The following is a 25,117-nucleotide window of genomic DNA, read 5'->3' as shown; positions in this document are numbered from 1 at the left end:
TGAAAATATCGAGGAAATCGAAATGCGTCTCCTTCTGGAGGCGCTGTTTCTCAAATATCATTACGATTTCCGCAATTATGCGATGGCATCTGTCAGACGCCGGCTGAAACAAGCCCGTCAGCACCTGGGGTTTGCGAGCTTTTCCGCGCTGCAGGAAAGTTTGCTGCATGACCCAGGCATGGTCACAACGCTCCTGCGCTATCTTACGGTGCAAGTGAGTGAAATGTTCAGGGACCCCGGCTATTTCAAGGCCATCCGAGAAAAGGTCGTGCCGCATCTGCGAACCTATCCTTCGTTGAAGGTCTGGATTGCCGGATGCAGCACGGGTGAGGAACTGTATTCATTTACCATTCTGTTTCGTGAAGAGGGGCTTGAAGATCGCACGATCTTTTACGCGACCGATATCAATCAAGAAGCGCTTCACACCGCGGAGGCGGGGGTCTACCCCCTCGACCGCCTTCAACACTTTACGGAATGTCATCGACAATCCGGCGGAAAATCCTCGCTGTCGGACTATTATCAGGCGGCATATGGCAGGGCGTCGTTCGATAAAAGCCTGCGGCGGAATGTTGTGTTTTCCGATCATAGTCTGGTGACGGATGCCGTCTTCGGAGAAATGCATTTCATCTCCTGCCGGAACGTCATGATCTATTTCGATCGGGTGCTTCAGAATCGGGCTATCGCTCTGTTCAGAGACTCTCTGGTCCGAAAAGGATTTCTGGGACTGGGAAGTAGGGAGACCATTCGCTTCTCAGAGAATGCTTCCGCCTTTCATGAATTCGTGCGTGACGAAAAGATCTACCAAAGGAGGGTCGATTGATGTCGGGACGCTACGAGGCGGTAGTGATCGGTGCATCTGCCGGCGGTGTGGAGGCGCTCTCGGTCATTCTTCCCTTTATCCCCGAGACGTTCTCTCTGCCAATCGTGGTGGTGGTTCATGTTCCGCCAGACCGGCGCAGCATAATGGCGGATCTCTTTCGGGCGAAATGCGTCCTTTCCGTAACGGAGGCAGAAGACAAGCAACCGCTAGTGGGAGGCACAATATATTTCGCCCCGCCGGACTATCACCTTCTCATCGAAACCGAAGGCAGTCTCGCGCTCTCTAATGAAGAGCCGATCTTGTTTTCTCGTCCCTCCATCGACGTTCTGTTTGAAAGTGCCGCGGACGCCTACGGTTCGCGCTTGATCGCGATCGTGCTGACCGGTGCTAATCCCGATGGTGCAAAAGGGCTTCGAGCGGTTGTTGACGCCGGCGGAACGGCGATTGTCCAAAACCCAGACAATGCAGCTGCTGCCGCTATGCCGATGGCGGCCATCTCGATGGTGCCCGAAGCTTACATTATGCAACTTTCGGCGATCCGCGAATTTCTCGGGAAGATTTGAGGCTATTCATGAATCAGGTTCCTTTTCTTCTTGTTGATGATCTTGAGGAAAATCTCTTGGCCCTAGAGGTTCTCTTGCGCCGTGACGACGTTCTCTTGCTGAAAGCGCGATCGGGCGACCAGGCACTGGAATTACTATTGAAGCATGACGTGGCTCTCGCATTGGTTGACGTTCACATGCCCGGCTTAAGTGGTTTCGAGCTTGCCGAGTTGCTGCGTGGAAACGAGCGTACTCGCCACATCCCGATCATCTTTGTCACGGCTGGTTCGGGTGATGCTCGCCCCCGCTTTCGCGGCTACGAAGCGGGTGCCGTCGACTTCATACAAAAGCCGATCGAGCCTGACGTCTTGCGAAGCAAAGCAGCGGTCTTTCATGAACTTTATCGCCAGAGGCAGCAACTCGCCGTGCAGCGCGATGCACTTGCGGCGCAGGCGGAAGCACTCAAAAGTGCAGCGCGAGACAAGGACCTCTTGCTGCGTGAGATAAACCATCGCATCAAAAATCTCTTCAGCCTCGCGGCCGGCCTGATTTCTTTAAGCGCCAAGTCAGCGACGAGCGCGGCGGAGTTGGCAAATGAGTTGAGGTCGCGCCTCCAGGCGCTGGCGCGTGCCCATGAGCTGACCTTGCCTGATCTCTCCGCCAACGGCGAGCTCCGAGCCGCTGCAACCACGGTCAAGACGCTACTACGCGCAATTCTCGCGCCATATGAGCACGAGCAGGGCGCGAAGATCATCATTCAGGGTTCAGATCACCCATTAGAGGGGAACGCTCTGACATCTTTTGCGCTTCTCATGCATGAGTTGGTTACAAATTCCGCCAAATATGGCGCGCTATCCACGCCAACTGGAGCACTCACCGTGGACCTGTCTGTCTCAGACAGCATGCTTCGCCTCCTTTGGGGCGAGACCGTTTCGTCGGGCCGCCCCAACCGCTCGGCGCGAGAGGGCTTCGGCACAACGCTGGAAAAGGCTGCTCTCACGGCGCTCAATGGCTCCATGATGAAGGATTGGCACGACGACGGGCTAAGATTTTCCGTCGAGGTTCCGATCGCGGGGCTCTCAATGTAATTTACGAACAGGATGGTCAAACTTAACGTCGCTCCGAGAACGCGCGCAATGCGCACTGCGCAATATCCAGCCGGTGAGGCCAGTGCTAGCTGAATGAAAAGCTGATGTGAAAGGATCGACTTTGGCTGTTGTGGCGGTTGCGCCTCAGCGTTAGGTCGACGCTGTTAGCGAAACCTCCACATCGGTCATCACGTCGCCACTTCCGATAGTGGCGGCGCCGTATTCACCAATCAGGCTTCGGTAGCGGATGCTTAACGCTGTTATCGCCGGCTTTGGGCGAGTTACAGGAGACCGCGACCAATCCCGATTCGCTCCATCCCACTCGCCAGCAACCTTTGAGAGTGTGTGGCCACAAGGTGGCCAGCAGCTCAACGTTCTCTACGAATGCCATGAACCCATAGAACTGGGGCGCCGAGGAAGCCTCGAGCCCCAATCATTCAATTTCCGCTTATTTCACTATTTTGCCCACCGGCCTTCGTATTTGAATTCCGGAGCGTTCTTGAGCTCATCCTTTGTAGCCTTCATCGCCGCCGTCCACTTTTTGTCGCTTTCGTTGTAGGTCACTTTGACGGATGACGGGGCGACGATCACATAGCGTTCTCCCATACCAAGAAAGCCCCCGACCGACACGATATAGCCGGCAAGCTGCCCGTCAGAAATGATTAAGTCCTTGATCTCGCCGACGTTCTCCTTTTCACCGTTTTGAATGTTCAGGCCGATAAGGTTATAGCTCAACACATCGGTCGGCTTGGCAGTCAGGAACATGTCGGCGATTGTCGTCGTAGCCGTGGCGGTTTGGGCGCTTGCGGTCGTCGCAAGCGCAATGGTTGCAGCGAGGGCGAGAAGTAGGCGACGCATATAAATCTCCTAAATGTATGACTATGTTGAGTTATTCAACGTGACTATAATGACTTCGACGCCAAAAGGTTTCACGGATGGAGCATTTTTTTACAGTGACTTCATTCACTGGTAGAATCTGCTCGCATCTGTTCGACGGAGCCGGTGCCGCAATGGGGCTTTGTTGCAAAATTCGTTCGTGCCGGAAGGTGCGTTAGTAATTTTAGCGAGATACTTGAGGAGTGCCGCGCGATGGCAAGTTCCGGTGGATGACGCAGAGATTAGCTCCGTTCCGCTGCTCAAAGACCTTGGACGGAGAATTGCCTACTAGCTGGATATATTCACGCGCAGTATTCGCCGCTGATTGACCAACAATAGAGCGTACCTTTGCCGCTGAGGCCGGACAATTCGTCGCCCAGGGCATCACATAGGCTGGGCCGGGCGGCGAGCTCTTCGCCAGTCTTCCTGTCCATCGTGCCGAAAAGATTGCGACCTTCGGCAGAGGCCATTTCCTGCCCCCTCCAATCGGCACGACATTTTCTGCTTTAGTGTGAAAAAGCTCTCCGCCCCCAAGCGCTCCCGGAATGCAGCGTCCCTTGCTTATCGCCTCGGAACCTCAGCACAATGTGAGAGTTTAACCGCTGTGGATTTCGGAGGTCGAACATGACTCCCGCAAGATATTGCGCCAGGCGTGAAGTCGCTTGGTCTTGGTCTGTGATCGACGTCAATACCGGCCAAGTTGTAGCTTACAGTGACGTTGTTCTTGCTGGGCTTGGCGAAGGTGTTGCCGAGGATATGGCACGGCTACTCAACTTGGAATATGCGGACGACGACTTGGAAATTACGGATGACGACGCTGATATCCCCGTACCTCCAAGGCCTCGTAATACTTAGACAGGCAGGCGCACCCAATTATCCTTCTAGATCGGTCGCGGCGGTCATCCCGATTTCGACGAGTTTTTGTTTATCGTAGACGCCCTGCCGATAAAGCTTGACTATGAAGGCCCCGATTTCTTCAGCCTTTCCATCTTCGCGGTTGATCGCCGGTGAGGATAGCGTCAAATGCGCGTCGACGTGTGCCGAGCGCGTCGGGATCGAAAGACACGTTCTGATACGGGAGTATCTGCTGACCGCCGTTCGCCATCTCCCGAACATTCGCCTCAGAATCGCTTGCTGTTGAATTTCAGCTTGATTTGCGCCGCTTTTTCATTTCGCGTTGTACCGACTGATTGCATTTATGATGTTGATCGAAAACATTTTCTTCCAGCGTGAGCGGATCCGTCCGAAATGAAAAAGTGGGTTAAATTTCGTGCGATAATCAACACCCAATCCTTAATGCTCGCACCCTATCGCCCGATCCGACTCGTGGCAGCATCGTTAAGAAGAGTGGTCAATGCTGTGACGAGTTGCGCGTGGACAAAAGGCTTCTGAAGCAAAACGCTATTGGGAACGCCCTGGGCTGTCCAGTCTTGGGCGCTGTCGCCAGTCATATAGATCACAGGCATGACTGGCTGCAGTTCCCGAGCTCGCCGCGCCAAATCCCAACCGTTTGCCTCTCCTGGCATCCTGATATCGGTTATCAAGGCGCAAAAGCGAGCCGAGTCGTCCTCCAAGGCAAGGATAGCCTCGTCCGCATTCGAGAGGGCGAGATGCTCGAAGCCAGCATCCCTGACGATATCTTCGAGATCTGCTTTTATAAGGAACTCATCTTCAGCGATAAGAACAAGCAGCTGACGCCCGTCTCCGCTGATGATTTTCTGAGATTTCTCGGCGGAATCATCGACCATGAGCGAGTCCTGCACATGCAGGCGGGAGCCCTTAGCCCTCAGCCGCCAGCGCCTACGGATTCGTCTGCTGGCGATAAGAAGAGGATAGCGCATTGCCCTGATATGTCCATCCTCGCACCTTCGCAGGGCATGAGGAATCGGACGGGGCCGCTGAACATTTGTGGGCGTTCCATGACTGTCATGAAACTGTTATAATAGTGACCAAGTGCCTTCGATTGAGAGCAAGGGCGCATAAGTTTCGCAAATTGGCTTTTAATTTCGCGAATTGACCGTCATGTTTGGTTCGCTTCACAAAGTCGATGCACATGAGGGCAGCAATTTCGCGCATCATCACAGTAAGGAGGGTACCGATAAACCCAAAATCGTGAATTGACGGTGCCGTGAGCTGGTGACAATGCTGCAGCAGGAGGCGGATTGATGCTGGCGCGAGATGATCTAATACCGGGATTTACGCGTTCGACGGCGGCGCAACGACTCGCATGGGTTGATTTTTTGACGACCACCATTGCCGAACTCGTTCAGGAGGTGGGTCGAGACGTTGACGGCAAGATCGTCAGAAGCCTTCTGGAAATAAACCAGATGCTCATCATCTTGCGCGAAGATCTCGCCATGGTCGATGATAGCTGCAATCGAGCCATCACCACACGCGTCGAGGCGCTGATTTCGGCCCTTAGGGGAGGTTCTGGACGGTAGGATTTGGTGACGGAAAATCCGGTTCAAAAACGGGCAAGACCAAGCGGACGAATAAGCCTAGTGCTGAATGCAATGCTCACTCCGCTGCGGGGGGCCTTTGTCTTTGCAAGTCGGCAGACTATATTCCTGTTAACGGACAAACGGCCTCCGGCCGCAAATCGGTCGTTGCATCGAGGCAAAGCCGATGTCCGTTACTGGGAAATTTCAATCGGATGGCTCTTGTAAGAACAGGGTCGTGGGTTCTAATCTCTTCAAGAGCAAAAGAATGATGCTCAGCATTACCCATTCGATGTCCCGGTCCGACGTGGGGCCTCCCACCGGTGCAACGGACGAGGTCCCACTTTTAGGATTTGAAATTCTGATCCACCGCACTTGTCGCGCCCCTTCAGGAGCTGCGGCAACGAGCTGATCTACGCGCCGAATGCCACCTGGCCGCATTGCGTGACTTCTTCGAACTCCCTGGGGGCGAAGCGCGGCAATCGTAGGGAGCCCGCCGGCCGGCGGGGCGGTCCTCGCCATGCGATCAAAGGCACACGTCCGGGAGTACCGGCCTTCGCCTGAGGAGGCATAGTCGAGGACCTCGGTTCATCGCCGGTTCCGATCAGGCGGCGGAAATGGCCGGAGCGGTGAACTCTTCGATCTTGCCGCCGGTATAGCCCGCACGAGCGCCTTCGAGGACGTTGTAGGGGAAGGCCGTCGAGATCGCGCTGACCTGATCCAGGCGGGCGATCTGCTCGCCCGACAGGTTGACCTTCGTGGCGGCCAGGTTGGAGTTGAGCTGCTCGATGGTGCGGGGACCGATGATCGGCAGCGTGCCCTTGGCAGCGACCCACGCGATTGCGGCTTCGCCCGGCGCAACGCCCAACTCATCCGCGACTTCGATCAGGGTGTCGAGGATCGCCGTGCGCTGCGGCGAATTCTCCTGCTGGAAGACGTTGCCGCCCATTCCTTCCTTACGGCCGGTCTCGCCGTGGCGGTACTTGCCAGTAAGAAGGCCGCCACCCAAGGGTGACCATGAGACCATGCCGAGGCCGAGCGATTGGCCCGCAGCAAGCAGCTCCTGCTCACTCGAGCGGACTACCAGGCTGTGCTCGAACTGGAGGCCGGCAATCGGAGCCGCGCCACGCAACTCGGCGATGGTAACGGCGCGCGCGGCGCGCCACGCGGGGAAGTTCGACAGACCAGCATAGAGAACCTTGCCGCCCCGCACGAGATCGTCGAAACCGCGCACGATCTCTTCCGCCGGGGTGACCCCGTCCGACATGTGGACGAACAGGATGTCGATGTAGTCGCTCTTCAACCGCTTCAGGCTGTCCTCAACCGAAACGACCATCGCCTTGCGGCTATTGCCGGTGACGAGAATGCCGCCCTTGGCGCCGGCGGGCATCGTGTACTTGGTGGCGACGACGAAATCGTCGCGGCGGCCGACTAGCGCGTCGCCGATGATTTCTTCCGATTGACCGCCCTGATAGACCCCGGCCGTATCGATGAAGTTGCCGCCTGCATCTGCATAGGCGTCAAGGATGCGACGGGACTCGCCGCGCTCCTGACCATAGCCCCAGCCCGTGCCGAACATGCCGGTGCCGAGCACCAGCTCGGAAACGCGCAGACCCGTGTGCTGGCCGAAAAGTTTGTAACGCATGCCTGTTTCTCCTGTTGGGATCTTTTAATTGCGATCGCAATGTATCGCGATTGGCAGCACTACTTGACTTTAATTGTGATCGCAACTAAAAAATTCGACAGTTTGAACCGGAGAGTTTTTCATGCGTGTTTCGAAGGAGAGGGCGGCGGAGAACCGCGACGCGCTTCTCTGCGCGGCCAGCCGTCTTTTTCGGGAGCGGGGGATCGATGGAGTGGGCGTCGCAGAGGTCGCCAAGGAAGCGGGGCTCACGCACGGCGCGCTCTACGCGCATTTCAAGTCGAAGGATGAGCTCGCCGCCGCGGCGTTTTCACATGGCTTCGCCGCCAACATGGAGGCCACGCGTGAATGGATCGGCGACCGACAGTTGGCGTTCGAGGAACTGCTCGACGGATACCTTTCTCCCTATATGCGCGAGAAGGTGTCTGACGGTTGTCCAATGGCCGCGTCCGTCAGTGAAATCAGCCACCATGACGAGGCCGTCAGCGAGAGTTTCACCAGTGCATTCCTGGCTTGGGCCTCAATGAACGAAGCGTCTCTCGAAGCTTCGATCCCCGAGGGCGACCGGCGAAGACTTGCGCTCGCCGCTACTGCCGCTGAGATCGGCGCTCTCGCCATTTCGAGAGCTGTGGCCAAGGCAGACCCTTCGCTATCGGATGAGGTGCTTGAAGTTGTTCGAGCCGCCTTCGCTGACGCCTACGAGGTCGTAAAGACGCGATCTAAATAACCCTCTGCGCGAGCGCGCAGCCGCATTCACGCCCAGCACTGACAGCGGGCGCTGATTATCAGCGCGCGACCGATGGTTCTTGCGCTGAACACACCAATCGGAAGGAGCTCGAATGACTGACACTCACCACTCTCGAACACGCACCTGCCACCATATGGAGAAGTGAAATCATGGCTCAGAATTTGCAAGGCAAGGTCGCGCTTGTGACGGGCGGCAGTTCCGGTATCGGGTTGGCCGCTGCGAGGCGCCTGGTTGCTGAAGGCGCATTCGTGTTCATCAGCGGCCGGCGCCAGGCCGAGCTCGACAAAGCAGTCGCCGAAATCGGCACTGGGGTTACCGCTATCCAAGCCGACTCGTCCCATGTGGGCGATCTTGATCGTCTCTATGAGGAGATCCGAGCGTCTAAGGGAAAGCTAGATATCCTCGTCGCAAACGCCGGCATCTTGGAAAAGGCGACACTCGGCGAAATCTCCGTGGGCATGGTTGATCGTTTGCTGTCGGTGAACGTGAAAGGGACGATCTTCACCGTCCAACAGGCATTGCCACTGTTAAACAACGGTGCGTCGATTGTGCTGACGTCGTCGGTTGTCGCGAACAAGGGCCTGCCTGGGGGCAGCAGCGTTTATGCCGCGACCAAAGCCGCCATTCGCGCTCTTGCTCGGAACTGGATTCTCGACCTTAGGCCGCGTGGTATTCGCGTGAACGTCGTTAGCCCCGGGCCGATCGAGACGCCCGGTCTTAAGGGCGGCGCCCCAGCGCAAGTTTCGGCTGACGCCTACCTCGCGGCGCTGTCTCAGCATGTTCCAGCCGGCCGCGTCGGCAACCCGAACGAGATCGCCAACGTCATCGCCTTTCTCGCTTCCGATCAGTCCAGCTTCATCACAGGGGCAGATATTCAGGCTGATGGCGGTTTCGCTCAAATCTGACGGTATTTGCTGGAGCGCCAGGTGCGTTCATCGCCTGCCACTTTGAATGTCGGCGTCACGCGACGTTCGAACTAGCAGATCCCGTCGGATCATCACGGGAGACCTAGTCTTCGCTCATTATCGGGATGGAGTTGTCGACGAGAACCTGCATGTCGATCCTGCCGGTATCGATGCCACCACTCGCCTTGGCGGCGATACATGTTCGACGATCCGTGATCGTTTCGACATGTTGACTCCGAAGCTATGATTGATACCTGTGATACAGCCAACCTCCCGCCTGGCAAACGGAAGCCGGGCCGATAGTCCATATCTCTTCAAGAGCATAATTCGCAAGATTAGCGTTCTGCCGATATTGATGAAAACCTCTATGAACAAGGGCCGCTGGTGCTCGCTCATATTAAATAGGTGAACCAGTCTTGTTTTCGGACGGCGTCCACTCAAGCGAGCAGTCACTCCGCCACGTCGCACGCATGCGAGGCGAAGCTACTCAAGACTAGCCAGTGCTCTATCGAGACCTTCAATGCGGCGTCGCCGGAAACATAGATCTCGCTACCTTCGAGTGCAGGCCTGATCGGCGACCAACCCATCCACACGCTGGTGAGCGTTTTCAGCGGGCTTTCGACGAACAGGTCGACGGCAAAGCCCGGATCGCTGAGGCATAGGTCGGTGTCGCAGCCCGGCCGCACGATCAGCCAATAGTGACGTTCGCCTGCCGGCTGGTCGGGAAAGATGAACTGCACGACTGAGCGCCGGTCGGGAAACTGGCTAAGGTGGGCATCTACGGGTCGGGAAGTGCATATATTCCGCGCTGGGACGCCCATGACCGGGATATCCAGCCTTACCATCCTGACGAGGCGGGCATTCGTGAATTTCGAAGTCTGGTTTCGCATCAGAAGCGAGCTGCCCCTGCTGAGGCTCTGCTTTAGCGCAACATGAGCTTCATGAGCAGCGCTCTATTGGGCCGCAATGTACTTTCATGATGGGCTTCGGTGGTTGAGGCGCAATCGCCCCAAGCCGGACCTTCTGGAGCAGCACAGCGAAAATGGCGACGGCTTCCATAACCGCGAAGGCATTGCCGACGCACACCCTCGGCCCGGCTCCAAATGGCATGCATGCATATCGATGCCCAGCCTTGGCCGCCTCCGGAGTGAACCGATCCGAATTGAACGCCTCGCGGTCCGACCACAGAGAAGTTTGGTGATACACCGCGTAGATCGGTACGATCAGCACCGTTCCGGCCGGGATGGTATAATCGCCGCGCGTTCAGGACCCAGGCTTTAGCAGGGGCTATAGGCCGCGGACTACTCGATAAGTAACGGCGCGTGTATCTATCCAATATCTAATATATACTTCTCAGTGTATCTTTCGAATATATTCGATCATTGCGCGATAAAAACCTATAATACAAAAACATTTCTTGGTATTATCAAAAAATAAAGGAAGTTATTCGACTATTCGAGCCACAGGGTCTTTCCATGATGGCAAAGAACTCCCTGTCAGCCAGACGTTCGAATTTAGATACACGAGCTCAAAATTGGGTAGTAGTGAGTAATCGAGCATGGAGGCTTTCCGCCTTCGGCAAGCTAGACGTATGCACTTCTTATCCTCTGGAACACTGGCCGCTCACCTCACGGCGCCGCGATGAAGGCGGTTCTTTGCTCGACTTTCGCTGGACCGAGAGGATTGACCTTGTCCGCCTTCAATAATCTCAAAATCGTCACTAAAATATCTGTTGCGTTCATCGTGCTTATCCTGCTGAGTATCGCTGCCTGCGCTATCAATCTGAGCGGTTTGGCGCGACAGAATGCAGCCGTCGGCATTACTGAACATACCTACCAAGTACTGTCGACGCTGGATCGCATCACGGCATCGATGGTCAATCAGGAGACTGGCCTCAGAGGCTATCTCATCGCTGGGGACGATGCATTTCTGGCTCCTCAAAAGGCAGGTCAAGCAAGCTATCGCCAGGCTCTAAGCGACGTTAAGGCTTTGACCGCTGACAATCCTCTTCAGCAGTCCCGACTTGTCGCTCTGGACGGCTTCGTGTCCGATTGGACTGGAAAGGTCTTGGAAAAAGAAATCGCTCTTATGCGTAGCGCCGGTTCGCAGGATCAGGCTCGCGCACTGGAGGCATCAGGAGCTGGCAAGCAGTACATGGACGCGATCCGTGCCAAAGTTACTGAAATGGCGGCAGACGAGCAAGGGTTACTTGAAAAGCGCAATACGGACGCCAAGCAAGCTGCACAAACCACCGCCTTTAGCAATTATGTCAGCTGTGGCTTAACGATCGTGTTGTCGCTTACAGCTTTGTGGCTCATCTATTTCTTCGTGGTAAAGCCGATCAAGAACATCAATACTGCCATGCGGAGGCTCGCTGAGGGGGATCGCGACAGCCAAATACCCCACATCGAGCGCGGAGACGAGGTAGGCGAGATGGCGGCAGCGGTGGAAGTGTTCCGCGAGAATGCCATCGAGCGGGTTCGTTTGGAACGGGAGACTGAAGCCAACCGCTCGATGAGCGAGCGCGAGCGCATCGAGCGGGAAAAACAAAAGGCCCAAGAAGCCGCGGACGTGCAGTTTGCCGTCGATAACCTCGCCTCCGGTCTATCGAAACTTTCGGTGGGGGATGTTTCCTACCGTATCCACCAGCCCTTCGCGGCGTCGCTCGATGGCGTTCGCAACGACTTCAATAATTCAGCGGACAAGCTGCAGGTGGCGTTGAGCAATGTTGCCCAGAACGCTCGCGGCATCGATGCCGGCGCCAACGAAATAAAATCAGCCGCCGACGATCTCGCCAAGCGAACAGAGCAGCAGGCGGCGGCTCTAGAACAGACCGCCGCCGCGCTAGAGGAGATTACAACCACCGTCAAGAATTCCGCGCAGCGCGCCCAAGATGCGGGACAGCTTGTGTCACGCGCCAAGACCGGAGCGGAGCAATCAGGGGAGGTTGTACGCCGCGCCGTTGCCGCCATGGAGCAGATCGAGACATCGTCTGGAGAAATTTCCAACATCATCGGCGTCATTGACGAAATCGCTTTCCAGACAAATCTTCTCGCGTTGAATGCCGGTGTCGAGGCGGCGCGGGCAGGTGACGCCGGAAAGGGCTTTGCCGTCGTCGCGCAAGAGGTCCGCGAACTTGCCCAACGATCCGCCCATGCGGCGAAGGAAATCAAGGCATTGATTACCACCTCCAATGCTCAGGTTCAGCAGGGTGTGCAGCTGGTCGGCGATACCGGCAAGGCTCTTGAGACGATCGTGGCCGAGGTACAGGAAATCAATCGCCACGTGTCGGCGATCGTGGAATCGGCCCAGGAGCAGTCTTCCGGGCTTCAGCAGATCAACACGGCTGTCAATCAGATGGACCAGGATACACAGAAGAACGCCGCAATGGTCGAAGAGACGACAGCCGCAAGCCACAGCTTGGCAAAGGAGGTCATATCGCTCAATCAATTGCTTGGCCAGTTCAGCCTCGGTGAGGCGACTCCTCAACAGGCAATATCTGTCCGCATGGCCTCCCCGCATGACAAGCCGATCGGCTCTCCTGTCAAGGCGCTCGGACGCAAGATAGCTTCGGCTTTCTCCGGCAATGCAGCCATCGATGCTAAAAGCAGAGAATGGGAGGAATTCTAATGGACACCTCACTCAGATCCGATGACCAGCTTCTGGAGATTATCGCGTTCATGCTGCATGATCAGCAGTTCTGCGTGCGTACCGTCTCCATACGAGAAATTCGCGGCTGGGGGCCCGTTACGCCGCTACCTCATACTCCACCGGAGGTCATGGGCGTGATGAACCTGCGCGGCTCAGTCATTCCGATCGTGGACCTTGCGGTCAAGCTCGGGATGCCGCCGGCACAAACGACCGAACGCAGTGCCATTGTCGTCACCCATGTCCGGGGTAGGACCATTGGCCTTATGGTCGACCGAGTCTCCGATATTTTGACGGTATCGACATCCGACCTCCAGCCTGTGCCAATAGCAGCCGGACTTTCGACATCCGGCTGCGCAGAGGGTATTTTCGCTCGAGGCAAAGACATGATCTGCTTCCTCAATCTCGATGGGATCTTCGCCTCAAACGCGGCCGAGGCATGGGAGGATGTCGCCTAGACTTGGGCGTAAGGCCGGCCGCGATGTCGTATATGCGGTCGGCAGCCTATAAGCCCCGCTATCTAAGAATTGCCGGCGTATCATACTGATCATGTCGGACGTGAATTGCTTGATGATTACGAACGCCCGTCACGCTCCGTTAACGACCAATTCGCCGCTGCGCCTTTGCCGTAGCGGGGCAAGACGAAATCTTGTATGTATTTCTCCTGTTTTGCCGTGGAGGCTCAGCCATGTATTCTACGAGAAATGGGGGGAAGGCACGTGCCGAAATGCATGCTGGCCTCCTGAGTGCGTTTTCGCATCCAGCTCGCCTTCTAATTCTGAACGCCATTCGCACGCGGGAAGTTAACGTCGGTGAGCTTTGCGAGATTTGTGGCTTGAGTCAGTCGGTCATCTCGCAACACTTGGCACGGCTCCGCGAGCAGGGCGTCGTGAAAACGCGCAGGGTGCATCAGATGATCTTTTATCGTCTTGCATCACAGGATGCGGAAAGGCTGCTTGTGGCACTAGGGGACATTCATGGTGCCGGTGGAGGAGCTCCCATTGGCCGCCATTCGAGCAATCTAGATCGAAAATGACGCCTAACAGGTGATCTCCTGTTCTGATGGCCGGTGAGAGTTGCGCAGGGAATTGAGAGCCGCTGCGAAATGCCGTTTGGTTGTGGGCATCGTCGTTGCCAAGCGCCCTGGGATCCGGCGGAAACGGATCTTAGCTTCTCCTCTGGGCAAGGCCGAGCCCGAGAAACTTTGGCCAACGTCAGACAACCATAATTTGCGGAAGTCTTTCGGCCCGATAGCAGCGCCTTTAATGCATTGCGGCATCTTTGCGCTGTATGCAATTAAGTGTCAGCACTAAATAATAAATATTATCCATATTACATCCCGCGCTTGTGCGCCTTTAACAATTTTTTATCCAAGGAAGACTAGAGTTTTACTGGCTTATAACAATTTTCTCGATCGAGAATCCGCTCGACATTGTCGCCTTACCAATTTCCGCCACTAGATTTTATGAAGGGGAGCTATTTTCGTGCTGGGATTCTTCGACAATAATGAGAAGGCGAAGCTGCGAGCGCTCGATACAATCAGCGCCAATATCATGATCGCCGACGCCAAGCTCAACATCACTTATATGAACGATGCGACCCGCCAGCTGCTGAAGCAGGCCGAGAGCGATCTCAAGAAGGAGTTGCCGCGGTTCGACGTCGACAAGCTTGTCGGATCCAACATCGATATCTTTCATAAGAACCCGTCCCACCAGCGCGGCATGCTGTCAAAGCTCACAATCCAGCATCGCGCCACCATCTCGGTGGGGCACCACAGCTTTGATCTTATCGTAACGCCGCTAAAGCAGGGCCAAGCCGTTGCCGGATTTGTGGTCGAATGGGCAGACGCAAGGGCGCGCCTGCAGAATCTTGATTATCAGGCTCAGATGGAGGCAATCAGTCGTGTGCAGGCCATAATTGCCTTTACGCCCGATGGGGAAGTCCTGTCGGCCAACCAGAACTTCCTCGACGCCCTTGATTACCATTTCGATGAGATCAAGGGTCAGCATCATCGCATGTTTGTCGATCCCGATTATGCAGCCTCGCAGGAGTACCAGGATTTCTGGACCCAATTGCGCGCCGGCAAGGTACAAGCGGCTGAATTCGTACGTCTAGGCAAGCGCGGAAAGCGGGTGGTGATCAATGCATCCTATAATCCGGTGCTGGACGAGAAAGGACGCGTGGCTAAAGTCGTGAAATTCGCAACCGTGGTGACGGAACGTGTTCATGCGGTCGACACCATCGGCGATGCCTTGACCAGGATGGCGGCGGGGGATCTTTCATTTGAGCTGACGAACCCGTTTGCACCCGATTTCGAGCTTTTGCGGAGTAACCTCAATGCCGCGCTTGCACAGCTGAACGGCACCTTGAGTGGCGTTTCACAATCGAGCGATCTTCTCGAAAGCAATTCTCGCGAAATCAGTCACAGCGCGAACGATCTATCCCGGCGAACGGAACAGCAGGCTGCCTCCCTTGAGGAAACCGCCGCCGCGCTCGACGAAATCACCGCCAACGTCACCAATGCGTCGCGCCGCGCCGAAGAAGCTCGGTCTGCAACTCAGACCGCCGACGAGAGCGCAGCCCGCTCCGGCAGGATCGTCGCCGAAGCGGTCGAGGCGATGGCCGGAATCGAGCGTTCCTCGAGCCAGGTCTCAAATATCATCGCGGTTATCGATGAGATTGCATTCCAGACCAATCTGCTGGCTTTGAATGCTGGTGTTGAGGCCGCGCGTGCAGGTGATGCGGGCAAAGGCTTTGCGGTTGTTGCACAGGAAGTTCGTGAGCTAGCCCAGCGCTCGGCGCAGGCGGCCAAGGAAATCAAGGAACTCATTCGCAATTCGTCGGAAGAAGTTGCAAAGGGTGTGAAACTTGTCAGCGAAACCGGGTCGGCGCTCAAGATCATCCAGCAGCAGATCGTGTCCATCAACGACCATATGCAGGCAATCGCCAGCTCGGCGAAAGAGCAGGCGACGGGTCTCGCGGAAGTGAACACCGCCGTCAACCAGATGGACCAGACCACGCAACAAAACGCTGCAATGGTCGAGGAATCGACCGCCGCCAGCGCGACGCTCGCCAAGGAGACGGCGAAGCTGCGGGAAATGGTGGCGCAATTTCAACTGCGGGATAACTCCCGGCCGTCCGTGGCTACGGCCGCTCCGGCCATATCGTGGCGTCAAGATACCGCGCCTGGGCGCCAAGCGCGAACTCGCCGCCGTGCTAGTGCGGGCAATGCAGCCCTTCAGCCCCAGGGATGGGAGGATTTCTGACAAACTCGCTCGTCCTGAGACGGCGGCTTTACGGCCACGCGCTTTCCGCTTACCAGCCGCCTCCGCCACGCGAAGCTCAGCGTCGGCGCGCTCGGCAACTCGTAGCGAGGCGGATGCATAGATGAAGGCCCGCCAAACCGATAGCCTTCCAGCAACAACGGTCGACGCGCAACGGGGTTATCGACTAAGGGAAGTCGCCAAGTTTCTCGATAGTCTCGTCAGTATGCTGAACAGGATTTGAGGTTCCAGAATGCGCGCAGGAAGAACGGCGTCCGCCGTGCTGAACGTTGTGAAGGCGCAATCCAGGGCAATCGATCCGCTTCCGTGAACTCCCCGCCGAGCCCCGCGGGCGAATGAGCCAGACCTAAAAATCTCGCCCAACGCGATGCTGAGCCCACGTCAGTCGGATAGGTGGCGTCGCCTTAACCGGGCTTGGGACGCGTTAGTATCCTCGGCCTGAAATTCAGGCGTGAATCGACAAAGCGATTTCCCGCCAGATGCTGATTGCGTTGGCGCGAAGCTGGCGATGAGAATTTTGAGCCGAATTTCGCCGCCCATTCGGAGACTGTCTGGAATGAGACGTCGATGCCGCGCTCAGCCATCAACAGATCTTCGACATCGCGGAGACTGAGCGGGAACAGAAAATAGAGCCATACCGCATAGGCAATGATCTCAGTGGGAAAGCAGTGGCGTCGGTAGCGGGTGGGCGAGGCTTCGGTCATGACAATCCGAATATCAACTCGATCCCAACTAGACGCTTAAGGCGACGCCACCGCGTCGGCTTCTCGGTCGGGTATGACCTCCATTCTACCCCTGGCCTTCGACGGCTACCGAATGCTGCTGTGCGGCCCGCTGGCGACCGTGGTGCTGGCCGTCAGAGCTGCGATAGAAAACAGCCCGGCGGCTTGGCCCTGGATTTTCACCTGCAGCACGTCACGTTTAGGCTCATGCGAAGGCCGGATCGTTCGCGAATCCATCCGCTAGGAATTCGATGAAGGCCCGTGTTCTTGTCGGCAACCGCCGACCGGCCGGATGGACTGCGCTGATGGCCAAAATTCCTTGGTCGTAGTCCTCCAGCACAACTTGTACTTTGCCCGCAAGGATCGCATCGGCGAATAGGTAGCGCGGCGCCTGGGTAAGCCCCAAGTGGGCGAAAACCGCAGCTCGCAGTTGCTCGGGATCGGCAGTTCTGAAACGCCCTACTGGATGATGGAACGAGGTGCGGCCCTCCTTGGTGAAGGTCCAGAGGCGGGGCTCCTGCCTCACGTCGAAAACGATGCACGAATGCTGCTGGAGATCGTCGGGCATCGTGGGTGCCCCCCGCGCATCCAGATAGGCCGGCGTCGCGAGGGTCAAGATCGGCGTTGAGGCGACACGGCGCGCGGTCATCGACGAGTCGGTGAGGTCGCCTATTCGGATCGCCAGATCCACACCTTCCTCCACCAGATTTACGGTGCGATCCGTGGCTGAAAGCTCCACAGAAATCCCGGGATAGATAGCAAAGAAATCCGGGAGCTTCGGCGTAATGTAGAGCCGGCCGAAGACCGGTGCCGCTGTCACTCGAACCAGACCCAACGAAGCGATCTGCTCCTTGCCTATCGACGACTTGATCTCGTCAAAGTCCTCAATCAGGCGCACAGCCGCTTCATAAAAGCTTTGGCCAGCGCCGGTCAGTGTCATTTTGCGGGATGTGCGACGCATAAGTTGGGCGCCCAAGTAGGCCTCAAGCGCAGCGATCTGTTTGCTGACCGCAGGTTGGCCGACGCCCGCCTCGCGCGCCACGCTCGAAAAGCTGCCGTTCTCCACCGTCCGAATAAAAAGCCTGATCGCATCCAACCTGTCCATGGCGCCTCACCAATTCCAGACGGGAATTGATGCTATTCTTTCGTCCTCCTTATTGCAATGTTCCGGAATTGATAAAAGGACTGTGTTCATTCACACGGCTCACGCGCCCCCTCCAGAGATCAGATCCATGACCAACGCCGACCACCCCAACTTCACCCAGATCCGCCATCCGATTTCTGCCGCCGAACGTGAGCTGGAAAAAGGCGTCGTGGCGAAAATCGTTGACCACTTCCACACCTCCACCGGCACTCCGCGCGAGACCTACGCCGCCATGCACGGCTGGACGCCGATCGAAGACGACGTCGTGACAGAACACGTAGAACAGGACAGCGTTTCGGGTGTGTGGGTGCGTCCGGCCAATGCACCGGCGAACCGGGTCATCCTGCTCATCCACGGAGGGGTGTACATGTTGGGGTCGGCGCACGCCTATCGTGGCCTGGCAAGCCAGCTCGCGGTCCGCGCGGGCGTCGCCGTCTTTGTCCTCGACTACCCACTGGCGCCCGAACATCCTTTTCCCGCGGCTCCGAACGCCGCGGCGGCTGCGCTGCGCTGGCTCGCCGCTCAGGGCGTCACCGAAGTGTCCTTAGCTGGCGATTCCGCCGGCGGCGCGCTGATAATGGCGGCCTTGACCCTCTGCGGGCCGGACGCGCCGAACGTTGCTTCGGTGGTGGCCTTCTCGCCCTGGCTCGACCTAGCTTTCACCGGCCCGTCGTTCATCGATCCACAAACCCAAGATCCCATCCTCACGCGGGAGATCCTGCGGAGCGGTGCCGACGCTTACCTGGCGGGCGCGGTCCCGACGGATGGCCGCGCCTCGCCGCTCTATGAGATTCCCCAGAACCTGCCGCCTATCCTTATCCAAGTCGGCGAGGATGAGCTCCTGCTGGACGACTCGCGCCGATATGCGAAGGCCGCGGCCATGCGCGGCGGCGAGGTGCGGCTCGACGTGTTCGAGGGCCTGCACCACGTCTTCCAGTCGTCGGTGAACGCCTTGCCCAGCGCCCGGCGTGCCCTCGACGACGCTGCGAGCTTCATCGTCGCTCACCGGAGCTAAGGCCTCGCCGCTTCAGGCCAACCGGCTCGGACTGCCGTGCTCATTTATAGCACTTTTGTGGACGCCTCCGACTGGGACAGGGTCATCACCGCGGACCTCGCTCGGCGACGATGTCACCGCTACCCGCGAAGCGATCGCCGCGCAGGATGGGCCGACCGTCCTTCCAGGCCGGCTGGTCGGCGGCGTCATCGGCGAGGCTGCCGGTACAACCGAGCCATAGCGCGTTACAGGTGTTATGGCGTAGACATAGTGCCATCTTCATCAGCGTCGGCCCCTTTGCGATCATCCTGAGCGCTTGGACAGCTGCGTATTGGTCGATGTCTCATCGATAAAGATGAGGCGCGCCAATGCCTTGTTGAAGAAGCGCCGGCGCCGTCCGATCCACAACTCACGCGCCCGCGCGATCTGTGGACGCTGATGCTCGCTTGCCCGCAGGCTTTTTTTATGACTGAGCCCAAGCCGATGCAGAAGACGAGCGACATTGGAGCGATGCACGATGACACCGCGTCCGGCGAGCTCCAGGCACGGCTCGTCCAGTGTCAGCTCCCCGTTCTCGTCCAGTCGCGAGCGTAACGGAAAAAAGGATCACCATTCGAAGTCTATCTCGCAGGCCCCTCACGGCGATCGTTGGGATGCCGGCGATGGAATATGAAGCTGTCCGACCAGCCCGCATGCCGATGCCATGGCGGTCAGCGTTCGAGATAGATGGCCAGCTTCAGCCGCGGATCGTCATTGGCCTGGAAGGTGGCATATTCAAATTGCAGTGGCCCACGCACCGGATGATACAGTATCTTGGCGCCGGACAGCGGCGCGCCGACATCGTGGGGCCGCCACCAGCTATCAAACTCGGGGCACCCCGTTCGCAGCCGCTCTACCAGTGCAGCGAAGGCTGCGTCGCCGGCCCAGAGATCATGCGCCACGCGAAAGAGCGACACCATGCGCTTGGCCTCCTTCGCCCAGCCAGTGCCGAACAGGCGTCGCGCCTTCGGATCGGTGAGCACGAACAGCAGGATGTTGCGACTCTTGACTGATATTTGCGCGAAATCGTCAAAGAGTTCTACGGCCGCAGCGTTCCAAGCCAAGATGTCCCACCGCTGGCCCGTAACATAGGCCGGTTGCGATAGGCTTTCGACGAGACGCCGGATCGATGCCGGCACGACCTCGCGGGTGAAGGGTGGACCTTTCGCCTTCCTCACGAGCGAACGCAGATGCGCCTGCTCGACTGCATCGAGCTCGAGGGCACGACCCAAGGCATCGAGTGTCTCGTCTGACGGCGAGACGGCGCGGCCCTGCTCCAGCTTCACATACCATTCGACGCTGATACCGGCGCGCTGGGCCACATCCTCGCGCCGAAGTCCCGGCGTTCGTCGGCGACGATGGGCGGCAAGCGCAATACCGTCGGGCCGGAGCCGCGACCGGCGCGAGCGCAGAAAATCTGCCAGTTCCTGATTGGCCTCCATGCCGCATCTCCAGCGTAGTAGCCATGGATACTAGTATCATACCAGCTCTGGTCAAGTTTCTTCGAAGACGCAGTCTGTCAACACCACAATGTGGAGACCCGTCATGAAAGCAGCAATTTTGAAAGAATTCGGATCACCGCTGGTGATCGAGGACGTCGCCGATCCGGAGCTCGGCACGGGTGAGGTCATCGTAGATGTGGCGGCGGCGCCGGTCCTGTCCTATGCCGACGAGGTGTTTAGTGGCGCACGAAAATATCTGCTCCCGACGCCGGTCGTGCCTGGCTGCGGGGCGATCGGGAGAGTGAAAGAAGTCGGGCCGGATGCCACGCGATTGAAGATCGGCGATTGGGTGTTCTGCGACCCGACCGTGCGCTCACGCGACAATGCCGTGATGCCCGATATCACGCTTCAGGGCTGGAGCGCCCGGGGAGATGGCGGGGAGAAACTCCAGGAGTATTTCCGGGACGGTCCCTTCGCTGAGCGCATCCGCATACCGACCGAAAACGCCATTCCTATCGGCGAGCTTGATCCCGCCGAAGCTGGCCGCTGGTGCGCGATCAACACGCTGCTGATCGCCTATGGCGGCCTGCTCGCGATGGATTTCAAGGCGGGCGAGACGCTGCTGGTAAGCGGCGCTACGGGCAACTTCGGCAGTGCCACCGTCGCCGTGGCACTGGCGATGGGCGCCCGCTCGGTAATCGCTCCGGGTCGGAACGAAGCTATCCTCGACGATCTGAAGCGCCGGTTCGGTGATCGGCTCGTGCCGATGCAACTCTCCGGCAATGCGAATCGCGACAGCGAGGCAATGAGGCGGACTTCCCCAGCTCCGATCGACGCAGTGCTCGACTTTCTGCCTCCCTCCGTCCCGGCGAGTGTCGCACGCGCGGCGATCATGACGGTCAGGCCGTATGGCCGCGCCGTGCTGATGGGGGGCGTCGGCATGTTGGGCGGCGAAGATCTTGCCCTTCCCTATCCCTGGATCATGCGCAACAACATCGCGCTCCTGGGCCAATGGATGTACCGGCCGGAAGCCGTCACGGGAATGGTCGGCCTCATCCGCGGCGGCCTTCTCGATCTCGATCACTATGCTGTGACGGAATTCGCCCTTGAGGACGCAAATAAAGCCGTCGCGCACGCGGCGGCCAACGCCGGTCCCTTCAAACTCACTGTCTTGCGACCGGCGCCGTAGCCTGCCATGGATTTCATAGTCCAGACGCGCTGAGCACGTCGCGCATCGCCGTGCGTGCGCCCGAGCAGCGTCTCCAGCGCGGGATCGGTGGTGGTGGCGAAGTCGCCAGGAACGTGCCCAACAGCATCTCGGCATAAATGGCGGGCATACCTGCTGCGATCTTCGCTCGGCTCCATTCCTCATCGGAAATGGTGATGTGTCGCACCTCACGTCCCATCACGTCTGAGGCGACGGCGGCTAGCTCCGCCATCATAATTGCCTTCGATGCTGTTAGTGGCGGCGTGACGCCTGTCGCATCATTCAACCTGAAGCGCGGGTGGCGTACTCAGCGCGAGCCGCCTCGATACGGGCGCCGTTCTCAAGCACCCACTCTGCAAGTCCCCGGATCGGACGCAGGAAATCGCGACCAAGGTCGGTGAGCGCGTATTCGACCTGGGGCGGGTCGACTGGCGTGACCGTCCGCGAAACGAGCCCGTTCTCTTTCAGATCGCGCAGAGTGGAGACAAGCGCCTTCTGGCTGATCTCACCCACTTCGCGGCGAAGCGTATTCAAGCGCCATGGCCCACGCCCAAGCACGCGGACGATCAATACCGTCCATTTGTAGAGATTTACCAAGTGCTGACGGCCTTGGAAGGGGAGGCCGCCTATATCGTGCCGAGCGAGGCATGCACAACCAGGAGAAGAAAACGCTCGACGAGGCCGTGCATGCTATGGACGTGCGCTCGAGCGGAATGAGCTCATTGGTTGGGCGGCAGCCGATGAGATATTCCATCCCCGCCTTGTCTAATACAGCCGAAACCGGCGGTTGATCAACATGGTCTCGCAGCTTTGGGAGCAGTAACACCGGGCCCGCATGCTGACGCTCAGAATGCGGCCAAAGCCGGTCAATTCCAACCGGGAGCACCAGGCTTTGGTGGAGGCCATCGCGACGGCGCAGCCGGAAGTGGCGCAGAAAATCCACCAGGATTACCGAAAGGACGCGGGACGCATGTTGGTGAAGCTTCTGCGTGATATGGGGACCACCAAAATTTGACCAACGAGACTCGGAGTGTCGGTTGTCGATTGCGTCGGTGTCAGTGGGCCGAAAGTTCCATAAACTGGATTACCACACCAAGGCCTGTAGCGGCTATTTAGTAATGCGACAGTTGGGCCAGTTAGAGATGCGACAGTCTTGCCTCTCGACGCACTGGTCAAAGCCAACGTCGGGAGCAAGGATGACGACCTTCAGCCTGGTCGAGACCATGAGCGGTCGGAGTCGTCATGGCCTTTATGATCACCATGTCGCAGAAAGAATTGCATCGCCTCGAACTCATCCAGAAGATCCGCGACGAACGCCTGGGCGTTGCCCAGGCTGCCGAACAGCTCGACCTCAGTCGAAGTCAGGTCCATCGGCTGCTGCAGGCCTATGACCGGGATGGTCCGGCTGGCCTTGTTTCCAAGAAGCGATCGCGCCCGAGCAACCGGCGCCATAGCGAGGCGTTTCGCAATGCGGCGCTGGATCTGATCCGCGAACGCTATCTGGATTTCGGTCCGACGCTGGCACGTGAGAAGCTGATCGAGCTGCATCGGATCTCTGTCGCCAAGGAGACGCTGCGACAATGGATGACGGAGGCTGGTATCTGGGTCTCGCGCAGAGAACGCAAAAAACGGATTTTCCAGCCACGCGGCCGACGTGATTGCTTTGGCGAACTGGTGCAGATCGATGGGTCTCATCATTGTTGGTTCGAGAACCGCGGCCCCAAATGCGCCCTACTCGTCTATATCGACGATGCCACTGGAAAGCTCTTACATCTTCGCTTTGCTGGCTCGGAGAATACGTTCGACTATCTGCATGCGACGAAGGCTTATCTGCAGCAATGGGGCAAACCGCTGGCCTTCTACAGTGACAAGCACGGCGTCTTTCGTTCGACCCATGCGTCGGAGAAGGACCGGACGAGCGGCCTGACACAATTCGGCCGGGCGCTTTATGAGCTGAACATCGACATCATCTGTGCCAATACCCCGCAGGCCAAAGGCCGTGTGGAACGTGCGAACCAGACATTGCAGGATCGGCTGGTCAAGGAGATGCGGCTTCGCGGCATCGACACGATCGAGGAAGCCAACGGCTATGCGGCTGAGTTCATTACGGATTTCAACGCACGTTTCGGCAAACAGCCGCGCAATCCGAAGGACATGCACCGGCCGTTGGCCGATCACGAGAACCTTGATGGCGCCATGTGCCGCAAGGAAGTCCGCACGCTGTCGCAGGCTTTGACGCTACGCTACGACAAGGTGCTATTCATTCTCGATCCGACCGACGTTTCCAGACCCTTGGCCGGCCAAAAGGTGATTGTTTGCGATTATCCGGACGGTCGCCTCGAGATCATGCACGAGAGCTTTGCCCTACCCTACAGAACCTTTGACAAGCTGCGGTCGGTCCATCGGCCGGAAGTCGTCGACAACAAGCGTCTGGACGACATGCTCTCAATCGTCGCCGAGATGCAGGCTGGACGACAACAGCAGCGGAGCAAGAGCGGCCCTCGCCGCACCGGACAGACGGATCATATGTTCGGCATTCGGGACGGCAGCACAGCCAACGGCTATCAGAAGCGAGGCCGCAAGCCGAGGACAGATTACATGAACGATCCGGCGGTGATTGCGCGGCGAGAGAAAGCGTTGTTGCGGCAACCAACGGCGGAATAAAGATCGTCAGTGCACGCCGATGTCGCTTTGTGTATCTGATTCCAGCTGCAGGCAGGCGGACCAAAGCGGCGTCTTGTGGAAGGCTCCGTCTTGAAGAAGCGTGAGCCCTTCTCGTGCCTCATAAAGCAGGCCCAGCCAGCACAGGCGCCGAAGGACACCATATTGGAGATCGGATTTTAGCTCCCAGGCTTCCAGGGTCATTTCGGTGTCGGACAGAGGTGCCATGTCCGGATAGAGGATCTTCACGACCTCCAATGGCGTGCAGCCCTCTCTCGCCTTGATATTGAGAAGATTGAGGAACATGCGCCACCAACGTAACCGAGCTTGGACCTCTTCTTTGCGCTCGGTGGCGTGGACATAGGAATAGAGATAATCCGTGGCGACGCGATCGAAGAAGGCTTGCGGACTCATCAGGCACTCGCGGCCACGTCTGGTTGGCAGCAGCACATCCTTTTTCCGGCGAAGCAGCTTCAGATGACGGGTCATGTCGCGCACGACCCAGAGCGGCGGCATGTCGCTTTCGTTCAGCACTTTGTTCATGCTGTAGAGGTCTTCGGCTGTGAACCCTGGCCAGAGGAAGTTCACGGCGGCCCAATGCACGAACCTGCGGTTCATGGCGCCGGTCGCCGTCAATCCTATGCCACCCTCACCGTCAGCATAGGCAACCGCAAGAAGCATGCCGCGAATAAGTGGCGACAGCGCGGCGACATCGACGTCACCCTGCAACTTGATTTCCGGAAGCATCGTTGCGCTTTGATCCCTACTCGCCCCATGCGGTGCAAACGAGTATCAGCCGGCGATAGAAGAATTGCTACTGAGAAAGCTCACATGAGGATTTCGCCGTCAAGTTCAATCATAGTTTCATAGCTTGCCTTTTCGATTTTGTATCGAACCCATGGTCTGAGCCACCTTGC

General features: G+C 57.8%; 25 protein-coding genes and 2 pseudogenes. 15 read left to right on the top strand and 12 right to left on the bottom strand.

Features of this window, described 5'->3' with window-relative positions; all coding sequences use genetic code 11:
- The first annotated feature begins 22 nt into the window (after positions 1 to 22).
- Genes FBZ97_RS33160 through FBZ97_RS33150 form a run of 3 tightly spaced genes read left to right on the top strand, consistent with a single transcriptional unit; the run spans position 23 to position 2,450 of the window.
- Positions 23 to 820: a CheR family methyltransferase gene (locus tag FBZ97_RS33160; RefSeq protein ID WP_145324386.1), complete on the top strand. Its 798-nt coding sequence runs from the start codon at positions 23 to 25 to the stop codon at positions 818 to 820.
- Complete coding sequence (locus FBZ97_RS33155) at positions 820 to 1,383, top strand: chemotaxis protein CheB (protein WP_145324388.1); 564 nt, start codon at positions 820 to 822, stop codon at positions 1,381 to 1,383. Before FBZ97_RS33160 ends, FBZ97_RS33155 begins: the two co-directional genes overlap by 1 nt.
- Positions 1,384 to 1,391: 8 nt before the next feature.
- Positions 1,392 to 2,450: a response regulator gene (locus tag FBZ97_RS33150; RefSeq protein WP_145324390.1), complete on the top strand. Its 1,059-nt coding sequence runs from the start codon at positions 1,392 to 1,394 to the stop codon at positions 2,448 to 2,450.
- Positions 2,451 to 2,906: 456 nt separating this feature from the next.
- Here the strand turns inward: FBZ97_RS33150 and FBZ97_RS33145 are convergent, their stop codons facing one another.
- From FBZ97_RS33145 to FBZ97_RS33140, 3 genes are all read right to left on the bottom strand, one after another.
- The gene (locus FBZ97_RS33145; RefSeq protein ID WP_145324392.1) at positions 2,907 to 3,308 is read right to left on the bottom strand and encodes a PRC-barrel domain-containing protein; all 402 of its coding nucleotides are present in this window, start codon (positions 3,306 to 3,308) and stop codon (positions 2,907 to 2,909) included.
- A gap of 320 nt (positions 3,309 to 3,628) precedes the next feature.
- Positions 3,629 to 3,796, bottom strand: coding sequence for a hypothetical protein (locus FBZ97_RS34580; protein WP_156090778.1), 168 nt, complete (start codon positions 3,794 to 3,796; stop codon positions 3,629 to 3,631).
- 837 nt (positions 3,797 to 4,633) lie between these two features.
- Complete coding sequence (locus FBZ97_RS33140) at positions 4,634 to 5,074, bottom strand: response regulator (RefSeq protein ID WP_145324393.1); 441 nt, start codon at positions 5,072 to 5,074, stop codon at positions 4,634 to 4,636.
- A 417-nt stretch (positions 5,075 to 5,491) separates the two neighbouring features.
- Between FBZ97_RS33140 and FBZ97_RS33135 the strand changes: the two genes are divergently transcribed.
- Complete coding sequence (locus FBZ97_RS33135; RefSeq protein ID WP_145324395.1) at positions 5,492 to 5,767, top strand: hypothetical protein; 276 nt, start codon at positions 5,492 to 5,494, stop codon at positions 5,765 to 5,767.
- 601 nt (positions 5,768 to 6,368) lie between these two features.
- Here the strand turns inward: FBZ97_RS33135 and FBZ97_RS33130 are convergent.
- Positions 6,369 to 7,409 carry an aldo/keto reductase gene (locus FBZ97_RS33130; RefSeq protein WP_145324397.1) on the bottom strand — a complete coding sequence of 347 codons (1,041 nt, stop codon included), beginning with the start codon at positions 7,407 to 7,409 and terminating at the stop codon, positions 6,369 to 6,371.
- A 121-nt stretch (positions 7,410 to 7,530) separates the two neighbouring features.
- Here FBZ97_RS33130 and FBZ97_RS33125 point away from each other — a divergent pair, with 121 nt between their 5' ends.
- The 3 genes and pseudogenes from FBZ97_RS33125 to FBZ97_RS34950 form a co-directional block, all read left to right on the top strand.
- Positions 7,531 to 8,133, top strand: coding sequence for a TetR/AcrR family transcriptional regulator (locus FBZ97_RS33125; protein ID WP_145324399.1), 603 nt, complete (start codon positions 7,531 to 7,533; stop codon positions 8,131 to 8,133).
- Between the two features lie 170 nt (positions 8,134 to 8,303).
- Entirely contained in the window at positions 8,304 to 9,059 is a 756-nt protein-coding gene (locus FBZ97_RS33120; RefSeq protein WP_145324401.1) for an SDR family oxidoreductase, read from the top strand.
- A gap of 41 nt (positions 9,060 to 9,100) precedes the next feature.
- Positions 9,101 to 9,306 (top strand): annotated as a pseudogene (locus tag FBZ97_RS34950) (flavin reductase family protein); the annotation flags it as partial.
- Between the two features lie 202 nt (positions 9,307 to 9,508).
- On the opposite strand, the gene FBZ97_RS33110 reads toward FBZ97_RS34950, so the two are convergent.
- Together FBZ97_RS33110 and FBZ97_RS33105 are read right to left on the bottom strand one after the other, a co-directional pair.
- Positions 9,509 to 9,799, bottom strand: a complete 291-nt coding sequence (locus FBZ97_RS33110) for a hypothetical protein (protein WP_145324403.1) — start codon at positions 9,797 to 9,799, stop codon at positions 9,509 to 9,511.
- 199 nt (positions 9,800 to 9,998) lie between these two features.
- The gene (locus FBZ97_RS33105; protein WP_145324432.1) at positions 9,999 to 10,304 is read right to left on the bottom strand and encodes a cytochrome P450; all 306 of its coding nucleotides are present in this window, start codon (positions 10,302 to 10,304) and stop codon (positions 9,999 to 10,001) included.
- A gap of 444 nt (positions 10,305 to 10,748) precedes the next feature.
- Here FBZ97_RS33105 and FBZ97_RS33100 point away from each other — a divergent pair, with 444 nt between their 5' ends.
- The 4 genes from FBZ97_RS33100 to FBZ97_RS33085 all read left to right on the top strand — a co-directional run bounded on the left by FBZ97_RS33100 (position 10,749) and on the right by FBZ97_RS33085 (position 15,973).
- The gene (locus FBZ97_RS33100; RefSeq protein ID WP_186449593.1) at positions 10,749 to 12,689 is read left to right on the top strand and encodes a methyl-accepting chemotaxis protein; all 1,941 of its coding nucleotides are present in this window, start codon (positions 10,749 to 10,751) and stop codon (positions 12,687 to 12,689) included.
- The gene (locus FBZ97_RS33095) at positions 12,689 to 13,165 is read left to right on the top strand and encodes a chemotaxis protein CheW (RefSeq protein WP_145324407.1); all 477 of its coding nucleotides are present in this window, start codon (positions 12,689 to 12,691) and stop codon (positions 13,163 to 13,165) included. Before FBZ97_RS33100 ends, FBZ97_RS33095 begins: the two co-directional genes overlap by 1 nt.
- A 230-nt stretch (positions 13,166 to 13,395) precedes the next feature.
- Positions 13,396 to 13,743, top strand: coding sequence for a metalloregulator ArsR/SmtB family transcription factor (locus FBZ97_RS33090; protein WP_186449590.1), 348 nt, complete (start codon positions 13,396 to 13,398; stop codon positions 13,741 to 13,743).
- Positions 13,744 to 14,191: 448 nt separating this feature from the next.
- Positions 14,192 to 15,973, top strand: a complete 1,782-nt coding sequence (locus FBZ97_RS33085; RefSeq protein ID WP_348642397.1) for a methyl-accepting chemotaxis protein — start codon at positions 14,192 to 14,194, stop codon at positions 15,971 to 15,973.
- 527 nt (positions 15,974 to 16,500) lie between these two features.
- Here the strand turns inward: FBZ97_RS33085 and FBZ97_RS33080 are convergent.
- Positions 16,501 to 16,695: pseudogene (locus FBZ97_RS33080) on the bottom strand (IS6 family transposase); the annotation flags it as partial.
- A gap of 223 nt (positions 16,696 to 16,918) precedes the next feature.
- A complete protein-coding gene (locus FBZ97_RS33075; RefSeq protein ID WP_145324411.1) occupies positions 16,919 to 17,818 on the bottom strand; it encodes a LysR family transcriptional regulator in 900 nt (299 codons plus the stop codon).
- A gap of 127 nt (positions 17,819 to 17,945) precedes the next feature.
- Here FBZ97_RS33075 and FBZ97_RS33070 point away from each other — a divergent pair, with 127 nt between their 5' ends.
- Positions 17,946 to 18,872, top strand: coding sequence for an alpha/beta hydrolase (locus tag FBZ97_RS33070; protein ID WP_145324413.1), 927 nt, complete (start codon positions 17,946 to 17,948; stop codon positions 18,870 to 18,872).
- 689 nt (positions 18,873 to 19,561) lie between these two features.
- Here the strand turns inward: FBZ97_RS33070 and FBZ97_RS33060 are convergent.
- Positions 19,562 to 20,332, bottom strand: coding sequence for a helix-turn-helix transcriptional regulator (locus FBZ97_RS33060; RefSeq protein WP_145324415.1), 771 nt, complete (start codon positions 20,330 to 20,332; stop codon positions 19,562 to 19,564).
- A gap of 103 nt (positions 20,333 to 20,435) precedes the next feature.
- On the opposite strand from FBZ97_RS33060, the gene FBZ97_RS33055 reads away from it, so the two are divergent.
- Positions 20,436 to 21,521 carry a zinc-binding dehydrogenase gene (locus FBZ97_RS33055; protein WP_145324417.1) on the top strand — a complete coding sequence of 362 codons (1,086 nt, stop codon included), beginning with the start codon at positions 20,436 to 20,438 and terminating at the stop codon, positions 21,519 to 21,521.
- 13 nt (positions 21,522 to 21,534) lie between these two features.
- Here FBZ97_RS33055 and FBZ97_RS33050 read toward each other — a convergent pair whose 3' ends face one another.
- Together FBZ97_RS33050 and FBZ97_RS33045 are read right to left on the bottom strand one after the other, a co-directional pair.
- Positions 21,535 to 21,774, bottom strand: a complete 240-nt coding sequence (locus FBZ97_RS33050) for a hypothetical protein (protein ID WP_197044240.1) — start codon at positions 21,772 to 21,774, stop codon at positions 21,535 to 21,537.
- Between the two features lie 47 nt (positions 21,775 to 21,821).
- Positions 21,822 to 22,136, bottom strand: coding sequence for a helix-turn-helix domain-containing protein (locus FBZ97_RS33045; protein ID WP_246661935.1), 315 nt, complete (start codon positions 22,134 to 22,136; stop codon positions 21,822 to 21,824).
- A gap of 238 nt (positions 22,137 to 22,374) precedes the next feature.
- On the opposite strand from FBZ97_RS33045, the gene FBZ97_RS33040 reads away from it, so the two are divergent.
- On the top strand, positions 22,375 to 22,554 hold the full coding sequence (locus FBZ97_RS33040; protein ID WP_145324421.1) for a hypothetical protein: 180 nt from the start codon (positions 22,375 to 22,377) through the stop codon (positions 22,552 to 22,554).
- Positions 22,555 to 22,781: 227 nt separating this feature from the next.
- Positions 22,782 to 24,203: an ISNCY family transposase gene (locus FBZ97_RS33035; protein WP_145324423.1), complete on the top strand. Its 1,422-nt coding sequence runs from the start codon at positions 22,782 to 22,784 to the stop codon at positions 24,201 to 24,203.
- A 6-nt stretch (positions 24,204 to 24,209) separates the two neighbouring features.
- Here FBZ97_RS33035 and FBZ97_RS33030 read toward each other — a convergent pair whose 3' ends face one another.
- Positions 24,210 to 24,947 carry a hypothetical protein gene (locus FBZ97_RS33030; protein WP_145324425.1) on the bottom strand — a complete coding sequence of 246 codons (738 nt, stop codon included), beginning with the start codon at positions 24,945 to 24,947 and terminating at the stop codon, positions 24,210 to 24,212.
- Positions 24,948 to 25,117: the final 170 nt, after the last annotated feature.

The organism is Rhizobium sp. ERR 942, assembly GCF_007828395.1.
GTDB lineage: Bacteria > Pseudomonadota > Alphaproteobacteria > Rhizobiales > Rhizobiaceae > Rhizobium > Rhizobium dioscoreae.
The sequence above is the reverse complement of the archived record's forward strand: the minus strand, read 5'-3'. Positions and strand labels throughout refer to the sequence as shown.